The 17,778-nt window shown below is 68.3% G+C and carries 16 protein-coding genes; 8 read left to right on the forward strand and 8 right to left on the reverse strand.

Annotation, left to right across the window (positions count from 1 at the left end; genetic code table 11):
• Positions 1-92: 92 nt before the first annotated feature.
• Positions 93-809: an EthD domain-containing protein gene (locus tag CFB45_RS22300; protein WP_046547904.1), complete on the reverse strand. Its 717-nt coding sequence runs from the start codon at positions 807-809 to the stop codon at positions 93-95.
• Between the two features lie 51 nt (positions 810-860).
• Entirely contained in the window at positions 861-1,373 is a 513-nt protein-coding gene (locus CFB45_RS22305) for a nuclear transport factor 2 family protein (RefSeq protein ID WP_089427410.1), read from the reverse strand.
• Between the two features lie 212 nt (positions 1,374-1,585).
• On the opposite strand from CFB45_RS22305, the gene CFB45_RS22310 reads away from it, so the two are divergent.
• The 5 genes from CFB45_RS22310 to CFB45_RS22335 all read left to right on the forward strand — a co-directional run bounded on the left by CFB45_RS22310 (position 1,586) and on the right by CFB45_RS22335 (position 7,048).
• Positions 1,586-2,086: a nuclear transport factor 2 family protein gene (locus CFB45_RS22310; protein ID WP_089427411.1), complete on the forward strand. Its 501-nt coding sequence runs from the start codon at positions 1,586-1,588 to the stop codon at positions 2,084-2,086.
• Between the two features lie 55 nt (positions 2,087-2,141).
• Positions 2,142-3,008: an SDR family NAD(P)-dependent oxidoreductase gene (locus CFB45_RS22315; protein ID WP_089427412.1), complete on the forward strand. Its 867-nt coding sequence runs from the start codon at positions 2,142-2,144 to the stop codon at positions 3,006-3,008.
• A gap of 9 nt (positions 3,009-3,017) precedes the next feature.
• Positions 3,018-3,773, forward strand: a complete 756-nt coding sequence (locus CFB45_RS22320) for an SDR family NAD(P)-dependent oxidoreductase (RefSeq protein WP_089427413.1) — start codon at positions 3,018-3,020, stop codon at positions 3,771-3,773.
• Between the two features lie 107 nt (positions 3,774-3,880).
• Complete coding sequence (locus CFB45_RS22325; protein ID WP_089427414.1) at positions 3,881-4,657, forward strand: glucose 1-dehydrogenase; 777 nt, start codon at positions 3,881-3,883, stop codon at positions 4,655-4,657.
• 525 nt (positions 4,658-5,182) lie between these two features.
• Positions 5,183-7,048, forward strand: coding sequence for a phosphoenolpyruvate carboxykinase (GTP) (locus tag CFB45_RS22335; protein ID WP_089427415.1), 1,866 nt, complete (start codon positions 5,183-5,185; stop codon positions 7,046-7,048).
• 104 nt (positions 7,049-7,152) lie between these two features.
• On the opposite strand, the gene CFB45_RS22340 is transcribed toward CFB45_RS22335, so the two are convergent.
• Genes CFB45_RS22340 through CFB45_RS22360 form a run of 5 tightly spaced genes read right to left on the reverse strand, consistent with a single transcriptional unit; the run spans position 7,153 to position 11,070 of the window.
• Positions 7,153-8,061: an NAD-dependent epimerase/dehydratase family protein gene (locus CFB45_RS22340; protein WP_089427416.1), complete on the reverse strand. Its 909-nt coding sequence runs from the start codon at positions 8,059-8,061 to the stop codon at positions 7,153-7,155.
• A 58-nt stretch (positions 8,062-8,119) separates the two neighbouring features.
• Positions 8,120-8,953 carry an SDR family NAD(P)-dependent oxidoreductase gene (locus CFB45_RS22345; protein WP_218828882.1) on the reverse strand — a complete coding sequence of 278 codons (834 nt, stop codon included), beginning with the start codon at positions 8,951-8,953 and terminating at the stop codon, positions 8,120-8,122.
• A 40-nt stretch (positions 8,954-8,993) separates the two neighbouring features.
• Positions 8,994-9,752 (reverse strand): SDR family oxidoreductase, encoded by a 759-nt coding sequence (locus CFB45_RS22350; protein WP_089427418.1) that lies wholly within the window; start codon positions 9,750-9,752, stop codon positions 8,994-8,996.
• 40 nt (positions 9,753-9,792) lie between these two features.
• The gene (locus tag CFB45_RS22355; RefSeq protein ID WP_089427419.1) at positions 9,793-10,650 is read right to left on the reverse strand and encodes an SDR family NAD(P)-dependent oxidoreductase; all 858 of its coding nucleotides are present in this window, start codon (positions 10,648-10,650) and stop codon (positions 9,793-9,795) included.
• 3 nt (positions 10,651-10,653) lie between these two features.
• On the reverse strand, positions 10,654-11,070 hold the full coding sequence (locus tag CFB45_RS22360; protein WP_089429092.1) for a nuclear transport factor 2 family protein: 417 nt from the start codon (positions 11,068-11,070) through the stop codon (positions 10,654-10,656).
• Between the two features lie 466 nt (positions 11,071-11,536).
• Between CFB45_RS22360 and CFB45_RS22365 the strand changes: the two genes are divergently transcribed.
• A complete protein-coding gene (locus CFB45_RS22365) occupies positions 11,537-11,746 on the forward strand; it encodes a hypothetical protein (protein WP_089427420.1) in 210 nt (69 codons plus the stop codon).
• Between the two features lie 266 nt (positions 11,747-12,012).
• On the forward strand, positions 12,013-13,509 hold the full coding sequence (locus CFB45_RS22370) for an FAD-dependent oxidoreductase (RefSeq protein ID WP_089427421.1): 1,497 nt from the start codon (positions 12,013-12,015) through the stop codon (positions 13,507-13,509).
• A gap of 109 nt (positions 13,510-13,618) precedes the next feature.
• Here the strand turns inward: CFB45_RS22370 and CFB45_RS22375 are convergent, their stop codons facing one another.
• Positions 13,619-15,283, reverse strand: a complete 1,665-nt coding sequence (locus CFB45_RS22375; RefSeq protein WP_089427422.1) for an acid phosphatase — start codon at positions 15,281-15,283, stop codon at positions 13,619-13,621.
• Between the two features lie 481 nt (positions 15,284-15,764).
• Here CFB45_RS22375 and ftsH point away from each other — a divergent pair, with 481 nt between their 5' ends.
• Positions 15,765-17,741 (forward strand): ATP-dependent zinc metalloprotease FtsH, encoded by a 1,977-nt coding sequence (gene ftsH, locus CFB45_RS22385; protein WP_089427424.1) that lies wholly within the window; start codon positions 15,765-15,767, stop codon positions 17,739-17,741.
• Positions 17,742-17,778 lie beyond the last annotated feature (37 nt).

The following is a 17,778-nucleotide window of genomic DNA, read 5'->3' on the forward strand; positions in this document are numbered from 1 at the left end:
AGCCGTTGTGTGTTGGCGACGCTCCTCCGGCTCAAAATGGAACACGGCAGTCAATCGGGAATAGGGCGACCGCACCGTGCGATCACTCCAGCTCACCCCCGCACCGCCTTCACCACATACTGACTCGTCGGCACCACATCGATCTTGTCGAAGTCAATGAAGCGCCCGCAGCTGTCCATCATCTCCGCTACATTCCGCTGAAACTTCTCGTCATCACCGACCGCATCGAAGAACGCATGCGGATCGGTCATCGCCGCAGCGGGGAAGCATTCCTCGACGATCGCGTCGTACCCCGGCGCCGCATGCGTGAGCGCGCGCACGACGACGTTCTGCACGTACAGGAAGTTGTCCTGCGTATCGATCGCGACGCGCGTGTGATGCCCGTGCCACACGTCTAGCCACGCTTCGTGCGTCAGCCGAGGCGGCCGCTTCAAAAACGCGAGCTGCGAAAAACCCGTCGTCCGCTCGCCCGGTCGCGCCGGAAAGCGCGTATTCGGAATCGGCTGCGACTCGGTGACGAGATACGCCGCCATGTGCGGGACCACGGCGCGCACCGCGTCGTCGAACGGCTGGCGGAACATCGCATTCGCGCTATCGACCCACACCGCGACGATCCCGTCGATGCCCGGGTGCGTGTTGGTCTGCTTCAGGCCGGCGGCCGGCGCGACATCCGCATCGGCGACGTTCACCTGCACGCCGTGCGCACCGAGCGACAGCAGCTTGTCGGCTAGCTGCGCGCGCACCGTGCGGCTCCACTGATCGGGCGCGGCCTGCGTATCGCGCCACAACACGTAAATGACTTTCTCCATTGCTCCGGCTCCAGAGGGAAATGACAGGATCGGCGGCATCGCCGCCGGGATTCAGGAAGCGGCTTCAGTCGACCCGGCCGTCTGATGCGCGCCCGGTGCGAACCGGTTCGCGGTCAGCGTGAACGACGGCGGAATCGGTGACGTAACGGTTTCGAACAGCCGCTCGTGGCGTGTCGCGTGAATGCGCCACACACCATCGCGTTTCACGTACTGGTCGTCGTAGAACGCGGTGCCGTGCAGCAGGTAGTCATCCTCAAGATTGATCGCGTGATCCTCGAGAAACCACACGCCGCACGCGTGATCGGCCGAGACCAGCGTGAGCTCGGGGTGATGGCCGTGATGCATCGTCAGGAAGGTCGGCTTGCCGATCAGCGCGCGCAGGCTCGACACGAACGCGTCGCGGCCGTCGTACGCATAGCGGCCGCCATACAGCCGCGCCTCGCAGTCTTCGGTCAGGCAATCCGCGAGCAGCGCCCAGTCGTGCGTGTCGACCGCGCGGAAATACCGGTACTTCAGCTGTCGGATCTGCTCGTACTCGTGGAGCGTGCGGGTCGTGTCGTCCATCGCCGGGTCTCGTGGTGGTGTCGTTCGATGGTAGGAACGAAGCCGCCTGCATCACATCGTCTGTTCGGACGAATGCTGCGGACACGCTCAAACAGCGCTGCCGAAACGAATCGTGGATTTCATCCGAACGGGTGATGGCCGACCCATCGCGCGGCGGTAACGTGGCATCGACGCGGCCTTCGAACCGCGCCGGCACGAAACAAGGAGACAGGATGACCCTCATCGAATCGCTGGAAGCGCGCGTGCGCCGGCTCGAGGACGCCGACGCAATCCGCCGGCTGAAGGCGCGCTACTTCACCTGCTGCGACCGCAAGGATCCGGAAGGGATGCGCGACTGCTTCGCGCCCGGCCCCGTGCAGATCGACTACGGCCGGATCGGTACGTTCGATACACGCGACGCGCTCGTCGACGTCTTCGCGCAACTCGGCTGCCATCCGCACATCGTCGAGATGCACCACGGCGTGAATCCCGAGATCGATGTGCTCGACGCGACGCATGCACGCGGCACGTGGGGCCTGCACTACCAGATGATCGACACGAACGCGCGCACGCTCACGCAGCTCGGCGCGTACTACGACGACGAATACCGGAAGGTCGGCGGCGAATGGAAGATCGCGGGCACGCGCTGCGTCGTCACGTCGACGCTGTCGGCCCGCTACGAAGGCGATGCGCCGGGCGTGCTGTTCGCCGGCGCGCAGCCGCCGGCCGCCTGACGCACGCGAACGCCATCCACGTGGCGCCCAGCACATTCCACAGGAGACATCGAACATGACACAGAACCACGATGCGCCGGTCGCCGTCGTGACGGGCGCATCGCGCGGCGCGGGCAAGGGCATCGCGCGCGCGCTCGGCGCGGCCGGCATGACCGTCTATGTAACGGGCCGCTCGCAGAATGAAGGCGATGCGCCGCTGCCCGGCACGATCCACGAGACCGCACGCGAGATCGATGCGCTCGGCGGGCGCGGGATCGCGGTGGCCTGCGACCACGCGGACGATGCACAGGTGCAGGCGCTGTTCGAGCGTGTCGAACGCGAAAGTGGGCGGCTCGACATGCTCGTGAACAACGCGACCTACCTGCACGATCAGCTGATCCTGCCGGGCCCGTTCTGGGAGAAGTCGCTCGATCTCGTCAACATCCTCGATGTCGGGCTGCGCTCGGCCTATGTCGCGAGCTGGCACGCGGCGCGGCTGATGGCGCGGCGCCGCAGCGGGCTGATCGCGTTCACGTCGTCGTTCGGCGCGAGCTGCTACATGCACGGCGCGGCGTACGGCGCGCAGAAGTCCGGCGTCGACAAGTTCGCGAAGGACATGGCCGTCGACCTGAAGCCGTTCGACGTCGCGGCCGTGTCGATCTGGATGGGCCCGCTGCGCACCGAGCGCACGACGCGCGTGTGGGAAGAACACCCGGAGCTGTACAAGGAATTCTCGCTCGTCGCGGAAAGCCCCGAATTCACGGGCCGCGTGATTCACGCGATCCACGGCGATCCGCAGCGCATGGCGCTGTCGGGGCAGGTGCTCGTCGGCGCGGAAGCCGCGCTGCGGTACGGCATCGCCGATCTCGACGGCAAGCAGCCGCCTTCTTACCGCGAACTGCTCGGCGGGCCCGTGCAGGCGCATCCGGCGATCGTCGCCTGAGGAGCACGCATGGGCATCCTGACAGGCAAGGTCGCGCTCGTGACGGGCGCGGGGCAGGGCGTCGGCCAGGGCGTCGCGCAGGCGCTCGCGGCGGAAGGGGCGCACGTCGCGGTGGTCGGTCGCACCCTCGACAAGCTGCTCGCGACCTGCGAGGCGATTCGTGCACGCGGCGGCGTGGCCGAGCCGTTCGTGTGCGACGTGATGGATGCGACGCAGATCGAGCAATGCGTCGACAACGTCGTCGCGCGGTTCGGTGGCGTGCAGATCCTGATCAACAACGCGCAGGTCGTGCCGCTCGGCCGCCTGCTCGACGTGACCGACGCGAGTTTCCTGGCGGGGCTCGAATCGGGGCCGATCGCGACGTTGCGCATGATGCGCGCGTGCCATCCGCATCTGAAGGGCGACGGCGTGATCGTCAATTTCGCGTCGTCGGCCGCGGTGCGCTGGGATGCGTCGGGCTACGGCGCGTATGCGGCGACCAAGGAGGCGATTCGTGCGCTGACGCGCGCGGCGGCCTGCGAATGGGGCGTGGACGGCATCCGCGTGAACGCGGTCGCGCCGCACGCGTTGTCGCCGGGCCTGAAAGGCTGGGTCGACGCAAATCCGCAGGAAGCCGCGGCGTTTTTTCGCACGATTCCGCTTGGCCGCGTCGGCGACTGCGAGCAGGACATCGGGCGCGCGATCGTGTTTCTGGCGAGCCGCGATGCCGCCTACCTGACGGGCGCGACGCTGCCGCTCGACGGCGGGCAGGCTTACTGGGGCTGACGGCGGGGGCCGACGGCGCGCGGTGCTTGCCGCGTGCCAATCACGAACCGGCGAGCATGCGCACTTGCGCGCGGCAGCCGGCAAACCGGAATCGAAGCGAGGACGACATGGGTCGACTGGAAGGAAAGGTAGCGATCGTCACGGGTGGTGCGCGTGGCATGGGCGCGGCAACGTGCAGGCTGTTCGTCGAGGAAGGCGCGCGCGTCGTGATCGGCGACGTACTCGACGCGGAGGGCGAAGCGCTCGCGCGCGAGCTCGGCGACGCGGCGCGCTTCATGCGGCTCGACGTCGCCGACGAAGCGAGCTGGGTGCGCGTGACCGAAGCGACGATGGAGCAGTTCGGCCGGATCGACGTACTGGTCAACAATGCAGCCGTGCTGACGTTCGGCGGCATCACGGAGCTGTCGAAACGCGAATTCGAGCGCGCGGTGTCGATCAACCTCGTCGGGACGTTCGTCGGCATCCGGACCATCGCGCCGCGCATGATCGCGCAGAAGAGCGGGTCGATCGTCAACATCTCGTCGGTGGACGGGCTGCGCGGCGTGAACGCGCTGGCCGCGTACGTGTCGAGCAAGTGGGGCGTGCGCGGGCTGACGAAGGTCGCGGCGCTCGAACTCGGCCATCAGGGCGTGCGCGTGAATTCGATCCATCCGGGCGGCGTGAACACCGCGATGTCGAACCCGACCGGCGCGCCGCTCGAGGAAATCAACCAGCACTATGCGAACGTGCCGCTGCAACGCGTCGGCCTGCCCGACGAAATCGCGCGCGCGACGCTGTTCCTCGCGAGCGACGAAGCGTCGTACTGCAACGGCGCCGAGCTGGCCGTCGACGGCGGGATGGCGGCAGGCGCGTATTACCCCGGATTGCCCGGCGCGCCGTTTTGAGCAGGGGTGCCTGCGACCCGCTCACGTCAGATGTTTGTGTACGCAACCTAATTCAGGGTTTGCCTGAGTAGCGAAAACGTGAATTCGCCCGGCCCGCGCTCGCGTGGGCCCCACGCGGGAGCGGTGCGGCAATTTTGCCGCTTCCGCGAAACCCTTGCCGGACGGCCGTCCTGGCCGTTTCGTCCCCAAAGCGCGCGCCATGGCGCTGTAAAAAGCACGCACATGCAACCGGCGTGCCGGCGCGCCGACATAGTTGTTTCTTGTTGCAACGCAACGTTTGCCGAATAACGGCGATGGTATGCTGGCCGTCATGGAGTTGTACGGCAGGTTGCTTGTATGGCGAAACTCGCGTTCGCAATTACTAAAGAGACATCACCTTCTCTCGCACGCATCGCGGCATCGACGCGCGCTCCGCTCGCGCGTCCCGTCCTGCGCGCCGCCGCACCCTGCGCTCCAATCGCATACCCCATCTCGCGGGCTCGCCCCGCAACCCCCATCCCCGCCCAATAATCTGGAGACATCCTCATGTCGCAAAACACTTTGGCCGAAGCAACACACGGCCCGCTGATCGCTCCGCCGGCTTTCGTCAAACATCGCAAGCTGATCGACTGGGTGTCGCGTATCGCGGCGCTGACGGAGCCCGAGCGCGTCGTGTGGTGTGACGGTTCGCAGGAAGAAAACGACGCGCTGTGCCAGGCGATGGTCGACCAGGGCACGCTCACGCGCCTGAACCCGGCGAAGCGCCCGAACTCGTATCTCGCGCAATCCGATCCGTCCGACGTCGCGCGCGTCGAGGATCGCACGTTCATCTGCGCGGCCTCGCGCGACGACGTCGGCCCGACCAACAACTGGATCGAACCCGCCGAAATGCGCGAGACGCTCAACGGCCTGTTCCGCGGCTCGATGCGCGGCCGCACGCTGTACGTCGTGCCGTTTTCGATGGGCCCGCTCGGCTCGCCGATCGCGCACGTCGGCGTCGAACTGTCCGACAGTCCGTACGTCGTCGTGAACATGCGGATCATGACGCGCATGGGTCGTGAGGTGTACGACGTGCTGGGCGAGGACGGCGAGTTCGTGCCGTGCGTGCACAGCGTCGGCCATCCGCTCGAAGCCGGCCAGCAGGATGTGCGGTGGCCGTGCAACCCGGTCAAGTACATCGTGCATTTCCCCGAAACGCGCGAGATCTGGAGTTTCGGCTCGGGCTACGGCGGCAACGCGCTGCTCGGCAAGAAGTGTTTCGCGCTGCGTATCGCATCGACGATGGGCCGCGACCAGGGCTGGCTCGCCGAGCACATGCTGATCCTCGGCGTGACGTCGCCGGCCGGCAAGAAGTATCACGTCGCGGCTGCGTTCCCGTCCGCGTGCGGCAAGACCAACTTCGCGATGCTGATTCCGCCGCAGGGCTTCGACGGCTGGAAGGTCACGACGATCGGCGACGACATCGCGTGGCTGAAGCCGGGCCGCGACGGCCGACTGTATGCGATCAACCCGGAAGCGGGCTTCTTCGGCGTCGCGCCGGGCACCGGCGTGAAGACCAACCCGAACGCGATCTCGACGCTCACCGAAAACGTGATCTTCACGAACGTCGCGCTGACGGAAGACGGCGACGTGTGGTGGGAAGGGCTGACCGACACGCCGCCCGCGAAGCTGACCGACTGGCAGGGCAACCCGTGGACGCCTGAGATCGGCAAGGAGACGGGCCGCAAGGCCGCGCATCCGAATTCGCGCTTCACGGCGCCGGCCGCGCAGTGTCCGTCGATCGACGGCGACTGGGAGAACCCGGCCGGCGTGCCGATCGACGCATTCATCTTCGGCGGTCGCCGTTCGACGACCGTGCCGCTGGTGACCGAGGCGCGCGACTGGGTCGAAGGCGTGTACATGGCCGCGACGATGGGCTCGGAAACCACCGCCGCCGCGGTCGGCCAGCAGGGCATCGTGCGTCGCGATCCGTTTGCGATGCTGCCGTTCTGCGGCTACAACGTCAGCGATTATTTCGCGCACTGGCTCAAGCTCGGCAAGCAGCTCGAAGGCGCGGGCGCGAAACTGCCGAAAATCTACTGCGTGAACTGGTTCCGCAAGGACGCGAACGGCAAGTTCGTGTGGCCGGGCTTCGGCGAGAACATGCGCGTGCTGAAGTGGATGCTCGATCGTCTCGAAGGCACCGGTGGTGGCGGCGAGCATGCGTTCGGCGTATCGCCCGCGTATGAGGACCTGCACTGGGACGGCCTCGATTTCACGCGCGATCAGTTCGATGCGGTGACGTCGATGAACGCCGATGAGTGGCGCGAGGAGCTGAAGCTTCATGCGGCGCTGTTCGATATGCTGAAGCTGCGCCTGCCGGCCGAAATGACCGATACGATGAAGAAGATCGAGCAGCGCATCGGCGCCTGACGGATCGCATTCGCGTAGTCATCCTGACGTCCCGCCGCCGGCCTGCATCGCCGGCGGCGGGACGTTTTTGCATCGGCTCCGCACACGCGCCGTTCGCCGTTCGCTTACTGCGCGCGGCAATGCGCGACGACCTCGTCCACCGCGCGCTGCACGTCGCCGCGCCGGTAGCGCAGCAGCGCGCTGTCGGCCGGATCGGGCTCGTACGACACGACGTTGCCGCGCCCCGTGTAGATCGCCATGTCGGGCAGCAGCGGATGCTCCTGGTCGAGCGACGGCACGTCCTGCGGATTGCCGGCCGCGCGGAAGAAGGCCGCGAAGTAATCGGCGAAGCTGAGATTCTCGTCGCCGACGAGGTAGGCCTTGCCCGCTTCGCCGCGCTGCAATGCGCCCCAGATCGCTTCCGACAGCGATTGCGTCGAGATGAAATTGCTGCCGCCGGCCGGCCCGAACACGGGCAGCCCCGCGAACCGGCCCTGCGCGTAGCCCGCGTACGCCGCGAACATCTCGTTGCGCAGCCCCGGCACCGACCCGACGACGAACGGCGCGTTGACGCTGCACACGGCGAACGACGGCGTCGCGAGCGCGCGTACGCGTTCGTCGGCGAGATGGCGCGAGCGCACGTACGGCACCGTGTCGACGAGCGCCGGCGCGACCTGCGGATAGAAGCTGCCGACCAGCACCGCACGCTTAACGCCTGCCTCGCGCGCCAGCGCGAAGAAGCGCGGCACAGCGTCGACGTTCGCGCGTTCCCAGTGCGCGGCTTCGTCGGTGCCGGGCGGCAGGTGGCGGATGTCGTTGCCGGCCGCGAACACCACCGCGTCGAACGGTGCGAGGTCGTCGCGCGTGAAGTTGCCGGCCACGTAGTCGCGCAGCAGCACGTCGAACCGCGCGAGCGCGCTGCCGGGTGCGGGCGGCTTGCGCGCGGCGAGCGTGACGGGGTTGCCCTGCGCGTGCAGGTGCAGCGCGGCATGGCCGCCGATGAGGCCGGTGCCGCCGACGATCAGGATCTTCATGATGTCTCCGAAAGCGGCGCCATTTCGCCGCGTGAAATGAACAGGCGAGCGGTGCCGCTCAGAAATTGAAGCCGTTGCCCGTGACGACGGGCAGGTTGGTCCAGAAGCCGTTCGGGTCGCGATACCAGCCGGCCGCCGCGAGCGCGCCGCCGTCGACATGCAGCGTCGTGCCGGTGACCCAGGCAGCGAGCGGGCTCGCGAGGAACAGCGCGGCGCCCGCGATATCGCCGGCCGCGCCGAAGCGCCCGAGCGGGATCCAGCGCGGGATATGGCCGTGATGCTCGGCCGCGACCATCGCGCTGACGGGCACCTGCGGCGTCTCGGTGGTTTCGGGGGCGATCTGGTTCACACGAATGCCGGCCGGCCCGAGTTCGAGAGCAAGGCTCTTCGTGAAGCCGGTCAGCGCGGCCTTGAACGACGCGTACACGGTGCAGTTCGGAATCGCTCGAAAGCCTTCGATCGACGACACGCCGACGATGCTGCTGCCCGCGCCGCGCTTGCGCAGCAACGGCAGCATCGCGCGCGTGACGATGAAGACCTGGCGCAGGTTCACGTCGAACAGCCGTGCGATGTCGTCGTCGATGCAGTCGTCGAACGGTTTCGCGATCTGCAGGAAATCGCCGACATTGTTGACGAGTACGTCGAGGCCGCCGAAGCGTGCATCGACGGTGCGCGCGAATGCTTCGACCTCGTCGCGGCGCGTGACGTCCACGGTGCCGACGAGCGCATCGACGCCCGCCGCTTCGAGTGCCTGGCGCACGTCCTGCGCGCGGGTCGGGTCGATCTCGGCTACCGCGACGCGCGCGCCGGTCGCGCCGAACGCTTCCGCGCACGCACGGCCGATGCCCGCGCCGCCGCCGGTGACCAGCACGGTCTTGCCGGTGAATGAAATCATCGATGGACTCCTTTGAACGGGAAAGCAATGAGCCGCGTCACAGCGACGACACCAGTTGCGCGTTGTCGATCCGCAGCTCCGCACCGTTCACGAAACGCGATTCGTCGGACGCGAGGAACAGCACGAGATTCGCGACGTCTTGCGGGTCGCACATGCGCGCCATCGGATCGCTGCCGATGCCGAGCGCGGCCGGGTCGAGATCGGGCATCAGCGCCTGCGTCATCGGCGTCCAGATGCCGTCCGGATGGATCGAGTTGCAGCGGATCCGGTAGCCGCTGCGCTTGCAGTGCACGGCGACGCTGCGCGCGAGCGCCGTCACCGCGCCTTTCGACCCGGTGTACGCGCACATCATCGGCAGCCCGCCGAGCGCGGCGACCGACGACATCATCACGATCGAGCCCGGCGTGTCGTTGCCCTTCATCGCGCCGATCGCGTACTGGCAGCCTAGGAAATAGCCATCGGCATTGGTACGCATCACGCGCCGCCAGGTGTCGAGGCTCGTGTCCTCGATCGAGCCGACCGGGCAGATCGCCGCGTTGTTGACGAGCACGTCGAGGCGGCCGAAGCGGTCGAGCGTCGACGCGATCGCGTGCTGCCAACCGGCTTCGTCGGCGATGTCGTGGCGGACGAACAGCGCCGCGTCGCCGATCTCGCGGGCGAGCGCACGACCCGCGTCCTCGTCGATGTCGGTCAGCACGACACGCGCACCTTCCGCGGCGAGCAGCAGCGCATCCGCGCGGCCGACGCCGCTTGCCGCGCCGGTGACCAGCGCGACCTTGTTTGCGACTCGATTCATGTTCGTTCGGATTCCTTTGACGTTGAAAAAGGGCAGGCGCTCATGCGGTGCCCGGCACGCGGCCGGCCTTGATCGCGTCGAGCGCGGCCGTGCCGTAGATTTGCGCGATCGTGTCGTCCACACGCGGGTTGGTGCGCAGCTCATGGCCGCCGTCGACCGCGAAGCTCTGGCCGGTCACCCAGCCGGACTCGGGGCCGGCGAGATAGCGCACCGCATGCGCGATCGCTTCGGGTTCGCCGAGCGTGCCGAGCGGGATCTGCTCGAGAAAGCTGTCGACGAGCGCGCGGTTGTCGAACATCGGCGCGGTGGCTTCCGAGCGCGTGAGGCCCGGGCGCACCGCGTTCACGCGGATCTTCGCGCCGGCCAGTTCCTCGGCCGCGCCGCGCACGAGCGCTTCGAGCGCGGCCTTCGCGGTGCAGTACGCGGACAGCCAGCGGAAATTGATCTGCGCGGCCGTCGACGAAATGCAGACGATCGCGCCGCCGCCGCTGTCGGCGAGCCGCGGCGCCGCATGACGGATCGCGGCGAACGCGCTGTGCAGGTTCAGGTCGATTTCGGCGCGGAAGGTGTCGGCGTCGTGCAGCAGCAGCGGCCGGAAGCCCGCCCCGCCGACCGTCGGCACGACGATGTCGAGGCGATGGTCGAGCGCCCACGCGCAGTCGAGCGCGGCCTGCAGGTCGCCTTCGTCACAGGCGTCGCCCGCATGGATCGCGACGTGGCTGCCGGGCACGGCGTCGGTCAGTTGCCGCTGCGTGCGTTCGAGCGCGTCGCGGCGGCGGCCCATCAGCACGACGGCCGCGCCGTCGGCGACGAGCGCGTGCGCACAGGCCGCGCCGATGCCGCCGGCGCCGCCCGTCACGAGTGCAGTGCGGCCGTCGAGGGGAGCGGAGGTGCGCATCGTTCAGCCCTCCAGCGGCAGGTCTTGGGCCCAGTCGACGTGCAGCGTGCGCGCGGCGAAGCGCCACGTGCCGCCGTCGACCACGCAACGATCGCGATAGCGCAGCCCCCAGTCGAGCTTGCGCTTCACGCCGTCGCGCACGTAGACGTGGCAGGCGACGCCGTAGGTCTCGACATCGGCCTCGCCGCCGTCGAGCGTGACGAGCTGGTTGTGCACGTGATGCTGGGTCGCCTCGTAGCGCTCGATCACGCGCATGCCCGCGACGATCGCGTCGCGGTCGTCGAAGCGGAAGCCGGGGCCGGCCAGGGTGGCATCGGGGGTGAAGAGCGTGGTGAGGCGTGGCCAGTCGCGCCGGTCGACGGCTTGCGCGTAGCGGCACGCCAGTTCGTACAGCGCGTGGCGGGGATTGGAATCGGTCATGCGTGGGCTCCCGTGGAAGAACGGAACGCGTGGGCCGCGCAAGGCGGGCCGACGCGGCGGCATTGCGACGTCGACGCGCAGGTTCGCATCGCGCAGGCCGGGATTCATCATCCATACGGAGCAGGGCGCGGGTCGGGGAAAACACCGGGGCAGGCCGCCGCGAGTCACGTGAGGGCGCATGGATGGTGCGGTGCGGTGCGGTGGCCGGTGTGCGAGATGTGTCTGACGATTCGTGCGGCCGGCCGCGACAGGCGCGCGACGTGCCGCGTTTCCTCCGCGTGGGCGAAGCCGCGGCGCGCGATGTTGCGATGCGTCAGACCGCGCATCGTCCGCTCAGCGTTTGCCCCTAGTCGAAATGGACGATGGCCGGCGGCCGGGCGCTGGCTACCGTGCAGTCATCCGGTACCGCATGTGATGCACGCCGGACACGAACCGCACCAGCGGACAACCGGAGGGGACGACGATCATGAGACTGACGACTCGCAAGCTGTGCGTATTGGCGATAGGGACGTTCGCTGCCATGGCGATGGCGCGATACGGCGCCGATCAGGTCCCGTCGCCGCCGTATGCGGCCGGCATCCTGCAATGCCGTTCGGTCGACGCGAACGGTTTGCCGACCGGTTGCGTGCCGATCGATCCGTCGCACTTCGGTTTTGCCGCGATGCGCGGCATGTGACATCGGCGCGGCCGCGCGCCGCGCAGCGCGGAAGCGGTGGCGGCGCGATGGCGTATGGATGCGATTCGCTACGGCAACGGTGGAGTCGCCGCGCGCCGATCCCGCTTTACGCGCTTTGACTTCAACCGGACGAGAGACGGACATGCGCGTTGCACGCGCACCGTCGTACGCCCGTCTCGGCAACCGGATCGGCGGTAACGTCCGCGTCAGTCCCTTGCCACCTCCGCCGATTTCCGCAGATTTCCCCAAACGCTGACCCATTCCTCATGTCATCCGACTATTCCCTGACTCACCCCCTGAATACCCGCGACGTGCCTCGCTGGGACGCCGAACACGATGTCGTGATCGTCGGCTTCGGCGCGGCCGGCGCCTGCGCGGCGATCGAAGCCGCGAGCGCCGGCGCCGACACGCTGATCGTCGAGCGCGCGTCGAGCTACGGCGGCACGAGCGCGCTGTCGGGCGGCGAGATCTACCTCGGCGGCAGCGGCGGCACACCCGCGCAACGGCAGGCCGGCTTCACCGACGACACTGAGGATCTGTACCGCTACCTGATGCTGGCCGGCGGCCGCGACGCCGACGAGGCGAAAGTGCGCCTCTACGCGAACGACAGCCTGGCGCACCACGACTGGCTCGTCGCGCAGGGCCTCACGTACAAGAACACGTTCATATCCGAGCGGATCGTCGAACCGGAAACCGACGACTGCCTGATCTGGTCCGGCAGCGAGGAAGCCTGGCCGTTCAGCGAGGCCGCGAAGCCGTGCCCGCGCGGGCACACGCCGCAATGGCCGGGCTGGGGCGGCGGACAGATGCTGATGCGCGTGCTGGCCGAACGTGTGGCGGCGCTCGGCGTCGCGACGCGCTACGACACGCGCGCGCTCGCATTGATCGTCGACGACGGCGGCGCCGTATGCGGCGTCGTGCTGCGCGCCTATGGCGAGACGGCATTCGTACGGGCGCGTCGCGCGGTGATCCTGTGCGCGGGCGGCTTCGCGATGAACCGCGACATGGTGCGCCGGCATGCACCGCAGCTCCTGCGCTCGGACGAGCCGATCGGCAGCCCCGGCGATGACGGCTCGGGCATCCTGCTCGGCCAGAGCGCGGGCGGCGCGGCGATTCACATGGATCAAGGCTTCGTCAGCCTGCCGTTCTACGCACCCGAATCGCTGATCAAGGGGATCTTCGTGAACGCGCGCGGCCAGCGTTTCATCAACGAGGACGGCTATCACGGCCGCACGGGCCATCACGCGTTCCATCAGGCCGACGACCGGATCTACCTGCTCGTCGACCAGGCCACCTACCAGGAGCCGCCCGCGATCGCGCGGATCGGCATCGCGGCGGCCGGCGAAACGTGGGAGGAAGTCGAACGCGACCTGCAGATGCCGGCCGGCACGCTGACGGCGACCGTCGACGTCTACAACCGCCATGCGGCCGACGGCACCGATCCGCTGTTCCACAAGGCGAAGCAGTGGCTGCAGCCGCTGATCGAGCCGCCGTTCGTCGCGCTCGATTGCCGGATCGACTTCGCGTTCTATCCACACTTCACGCTCGGCGGGCTCGACACGCTGCCGACCGGGCAGGTGGTCGATGCATCGCGCGCGCCGGTGCCGGGGCTCTATGCGGCGGGCCGCACGACCTGCGGGCTGCCGCGCTGGGGCGCCGGGTACAGCTCGGGGCTGTCGCTGGCCGACGCGACGTTCTTCGGCCGGCAGGCCGGGCGTCACGCCGCGCAAGCGGGATGCGACGCAGTGCGCCGCGCCGCGTAGCGTTTTCAGGCGCGAAATGAACGACGCCCCGGGCAATCGCATTGCCCGGGGCGTCGTCGTTTCAAGCAGCCAAGCAGCCAAGCAACCAACCAGTCAGGCCAGTCGACCCTTAGCCCAGATCGAGCGCATTCGTCAGATCACCCGGCGGCGTCGCGCCGCGCGCGGCGAACGCCTTGTTGCGTGCAACCACGCCGTCGAGCGGCGCGAGCCCGTGCACGCGGCTGATGAAGCGCAGGATCGAGTTCGTGTCGTACAGCGTGTGATCGACGAAGCCCTTCTTCGCGAACGGCGAGATCACGAGCGCCGGAATCCGCGAACCCGGGCCCCAGCGGTCGCCTTCCGGCGGCGCGACGTGATCCCACCAGCCGCCGTTCTCGTCGTGCGTCATCACGATCACGGTGTGGTCCCATTGCGGCCCGCGCCGGATATGGTCGATCACGGTCGCGATGTGACGGTCGCCCGATTCGATGTCCGCGTAGCCCGCGTGCATGTTCAGGTTGCCCTGCGGCTTGTAGAACGTGACGGCCGGCAGGCGGCCCGCGTCGATGTCGGCGATGAAGTGGTTGGTCGACGGCTCGTCGCCGAGCCCCGCGTCGCGCAGGTGCTTGCGGCGCGCGTCGGTGCCCGGCGCGTAGTTCACGAAATAGTTGAACGGCTGGTGGTGGTACTGGAAATCGGGCACGGTGCCCGTGTCGCGATGCTCGAGCGCGTACTGCCATGCGCCGCTGTACCACGCCCAGTCGATGTTCTTTTCCGACAGGCGATCGCCGATCGTCGCATAGCCCTGCGGCGGCATCACGCGATGGTCGGCCGGATCCGCATACGCGGCGTTGCCCGGATCGGGCGGCGGCACGTAGCTCGGCTGGTACGGCGGCGCCATCGTGTTCACGCCGTAGCCGTCCGGCGTCAGCGGGCCGTCGGCCACGAACTTCGGCGGGCCGTCGAGCGCGGACGCCGGCGAATTGTCGGCGAGCTTCAGGCGCGTACCGGTCGGATCGTCGCCTTCGACCTTCGACAGCAGTTTCGCCGCATGCGGATGCTTGTGCGCGTCCGGATAGAGCGGCGGCTGCGCGGAGATCAGGAACATGTGGTTCATCCACGACCCGCCGAATGCCGCCATGAAGAAGTTGTCGCACAGCGTGTATTGCCGCGCGAGATTCCACAGCCGCAGCGTGTCGGCCGAATTGCGGTAATGACCCATCACGAGGCCGCCCGAATCGGCCCACGCGGCGAACTGGTTGTTGCGGCCGGCCGCGATCTGCATCTGGTTCTGGTAGAAGCGGTGCCACAGGTCGCGCGTGATCACGCCGTTCGGCAGCGCGTTGCCCTGTGCGTCCTTGATCAGGAACGGCGCATTCGGCAGCTTGTCGATGTCGCGCTCGGCGATCGCGTAGCGCTTGCCGTCCACTTCCTGCGCCTGCGGCACGAGCCCGCCCCAGATCTTCGGCAGCACGGGCAGCGGCGTCTTGCCGTCGCGATCGAGCTGCTGCGCATGCTCGGGCCGCACCTCGCTCAGCGGATGGCGCACGCCCGGGAAATCGCCGTACAGGTTCGCGAAGCTGCGGTTTTCCGCATAGATCACGACGATGTGGCGCACGCGCTGGCGCAACGCTTCGTCGATGCGCAGGTCGGCGGCCGAACGCGGTGCGCTGCCCGCCGTGGTTTCACAGCCGCTGAGCGCGACACCCGCACCGAGCGCGGCGAGGCCGCCGAGCACGCGGCGGCGGTCGGGATCGGCGGGAAGGTCGTCGGGGCGATCGGGGGTGTCGTTCACGTCGTGGGTTCCTCGAATGGGCGGGTGGACGGGGGCGTGATGCGCGGCGACGTCGCACAGGCTGCCGCGCCGCGGGATGGAAAGCAACGGCCCCGGTTACGGATGGGCTGGTGCGATGCATCTGTCACAAAAATGTCACGAATGCGACTATAACGCGGCAACGGGGGCGGATGAAAGGTGTTTGTCGGACGATTCGACGCGCGTTCCGGGCCATACGCGACGCCCGCGCGCGAACTAGACTGGATTCAGGGGCGGCGCGTCGCAGCGTGCCGCCCGGGCGAGGATTGCGCGGCGGCGCCGGCCGACGGCGTCGCCGCGGAGCCATTGATGCGACGAACGAGGCGATGAAGCGAGGCGACGATGGCGCGCATGAATGCCGCTTCCGCATGGCCGCCGACGGCGCGCGCCGGCTGCGCGCGTGCCCGCACCCGTCCGCCGTGCCGCGCAACGCAAGCGTAGCGCGCACGTCCGGCCCGACGCCATGGACAGGAAATTCGACTACCCGGGATTGCTGATCGCGGCGGGCTTCTTCGTGCTGTTCGCCGCGCAGTTGCTGATGCTGCGCCCGACGTCGGCGCCGATCGCGTACAGCGATTTCCACCAGCTCGTCGCCGCCCGGCTCGTCGACGATCTCGAAGTCGGCCCCGTATCGATCTCAGGCACGCTGAAGATGCCGCAGGCCGGCACGATGCTGCCGGCATCCGAAGCCGCGGCCGTGCGGCAGGCCGGCGCGCCGTGGCGCTTCACGACCAACCGCGTGACCGACGAGCACCTGACCGACACGCTGACCGCCGCCGGCATCCGCTATCACGGTGCGCCCGACACGAGCTGGGTTGCATCGCTTGCGTCGTGGCTGCTGCCGCTCGTGCTGTTCGTGTTCATCTGGAACATGATGCTGCGCAGGCGCGGCGGGCTGCAGGATTTCACCGGGATGGGCAAGAGCCGCGCGCGGGTGTACGTGCAGCAGGAAACCGGCATCACGTTCGACGATATCGCGGGCATAGACGAAGCGAAGGCCGAGCTGCAGCAGCTCGTCGCGTTCCTGCGCAACCCCGACCGTTACCAGCGGCTCGGCGGCAAGATCCCGAAGGGCGTGCTCGTGGTCGGCGCACCGGGCACCGGCAAGACGCTGCTCGCGCGCGCGGTGGCCGGCGAGGCGGCCGTGCCGTTCTTCTCGATCAGCGGCTCGGCGTTCGTCGAGATGTTCGTCGGGGTGGGCGCGGCGCGCGTGCGCGACCTGTTCGAGCAGGCGCAGCAGAAGGCGCCGTGCATCGTGTTCGTCGACGAGCTCGATGCGCTCGGCAAGGTGCGCGGCGTCGGCCCGATGTCGGGTAACGACGAACGCGAGCAGACGCTCAATCAGTTGCTCGTCGAGATGGACGGCTTCCAGGCCGGCTCCGGCGTGATCATCATGGCCGCGACGAACCGGCCGGAGATCCTCGATCCCGCGCTGCTGCGGCCGGGCCGCTTCGATCGTCACATCGCGATCGACCGGCCCGACGTGAATGGCCGAAGGCAGATCCTCGGCGTGCACGTGAAGCGCGTGAAACTCGCGGACGACGTCGATCTCGGCGAACTCGCGTCGCGCACGCCGGGCTTCGTCGGCGCGGATCTCGCGAACGTCGTCAACGAGGCCGCACTGCATGCGGCCGAACTCGGCAAGCAGGCAATCGGCATGGCCGATTTCGACGAGGCGATCGACCGCGCGTTGACGGGCCTCGAGCGCAAGAGCCGCGTGATGAACGCGCAGGAGAAGCTGACCATCGCGTATCACGAGGCCGGCCACGCGCTCGTCGCGGAAAGCCGCACCCATTGCGATCCGGTGAAGAAGGTGTCGATCATTCCGCGCGGTGTCGCGGCGCTCGGCTATACGCAGCAGGTGCCGACCGAGGATCGCTACGTATTGCGCCGAAGCGAGCTGCTCGACCGGATCGATGCGCTGCTCGGCGGCCGCGCTGCCGAGGAACTCGTGTTCGGCGACGTGTCGACGGGCGCGCAGAACGATCTCGAGCGCGCGACCGCGATGGCGCGCCACATGGTCATGCAGTACGGGATGAGCGAGAAGATCGGGCTCGTGACTTTCGATGACGGCGACACGCGTACCGGCATGCCGGGCGTATGGCATGCGGGCGACGGCCGCTGCAGCGAGCATACCGCGCGGATGATCGACGACGAAGTGCATACGTTGCTGACCGACGCGCATGCGCGCGTCGCGGCCACGCTCGGCGAACGTCGCGATGCGCTGGAACGCATCGCGCGCCGGCTGCTGCAATGCGAAGTGCTCGAACGTGATGCGCTGCAGGCGCTGATCGACGGGCGCGCCGAACCGTCGTCCGCCACCACGCCGGCGCCGGACGACGCAGCCGGCGCACGCGGCGGCGCGGTCGACACGGAGCACGCGTCCGCGGTCGAGCGCGATTTCGTCGCGTACGGGCCGCCACGCGAACCCGAGCGCTGAAGATGCCATGAATCGGCGAGCGGCGCGCGTCGAAGCG

The sequence above is a fragment of the Burkholderia sp. HI2500 genome (genome assembly GCF_002223055.1).
Classification (GTDB): domain Bacteria; phylum Pseudomonadota; class Gammaproteobacteria; order Burkholderiales; family Burkholderiaceae; genus Burkholderia.

Excerpts from the sequence above, each read along its gene's own strand:
- CFB45_RS22325 (WP_089427414.1), top strand. The coding sequence starts at position 3,881 with ATGGGTCGACTGGAAGGAAAGGTAGCGATCGTCACGGGTGGTGCGCGT.
- ftsH (WP_089427424.1), top strand. The coding sequence starts at position 15,765 with ATGGACAGGAAATTCGACTACCCGGGATTGCTGATCGCGGCGGGCTTC.
- CFB45_RS22350 (WP_089427418.1), bottom strand. The coding sequence starts at position 9,752 with ATGAATCGAGTCGCAAACAAGGTCGCGCTGGTCACCGGCGCGGCAAGC.
- CFB45_RS22355 (WP_089427419.1), bottom strand. The coding sequence starts at position 10,650 with ATGCGCACCTCCGCTCCCCTCGACGGCCGCACTGCACTCGTGACGGGC.
- CFB45_RS22305 (WP_089427410.1), bottom strand. The coding sequence starts at position 1,373 with ATGGACGACACGACCCGCACGCTCCACGAGTACGAGCAGATCCGACAG.
- CFB45_RS22335 (WP_089427415.1), top strand. The coding sequence starts at position 5,183 with ATGTCGCAAAACACTTTGGCCGAAGCAACACACGGCCCGCTGATCGCT.
- CFB45_RS22365 (WP_089427420.1), top strand. The coding sequence starts at position 11,537 with ATGAGACTGACGACTCGCAAGCTGTGCGTATTGGCGATAGGGACGTTC.
- CFB45_RS22360 (WP_089429092.1), bottom strand. The coding sequence starts at position 11,070 with ATGACCGATTCCAATCCCCGCCACGCGCTGTACGAACTGGCGTGCCGC.
- CFB45_RS22370 (WP_089427421.1), top strand. The coding sequence starts at position 12,013 with ATGTCATCCGACTATTCCCTGACTCACCCCCTGAATACCCGCGACGTG.
- CFB45_RS22320 (WP_089427413.1), top strand. The coding sequence starts at position 3,018 with ATGGGCATCCTGACAGGCAAGGTCGCGCTCGTGACGGGCGCGGGGCAG.
- CFB45_RS22310 (WP_089427411.1), top strand. The coding sequence starts at position 1,586 with ATGACCCTCATCGAATCGCTGGAAGCGCGCGTGCGCCGGCTCGAGGAC.
- CFB45_RS22300 (WP_046547904.1), bottom strand. The coding sequence starts at position 809 with ATGGAGAAAGTCATTTACGTGTTGTGGCGCGATACGCAGGCCGCGCCC.
- CFB45_RS22340 (WP_089427416.1), bottom strand. The coding sequence starts at position 8,061 with ATGAAGATCCTGATCGTCGGCGGCACCGGCCTCATCGGCGGCCATGCC.
- CFB45_RS22315 (WP_089427412.1), top strand. The coding sequence starts at position 2,142 with ATGACACAGAACCACGATGCGCCGGTCGCCGTCGTGACGGGCGCATCG.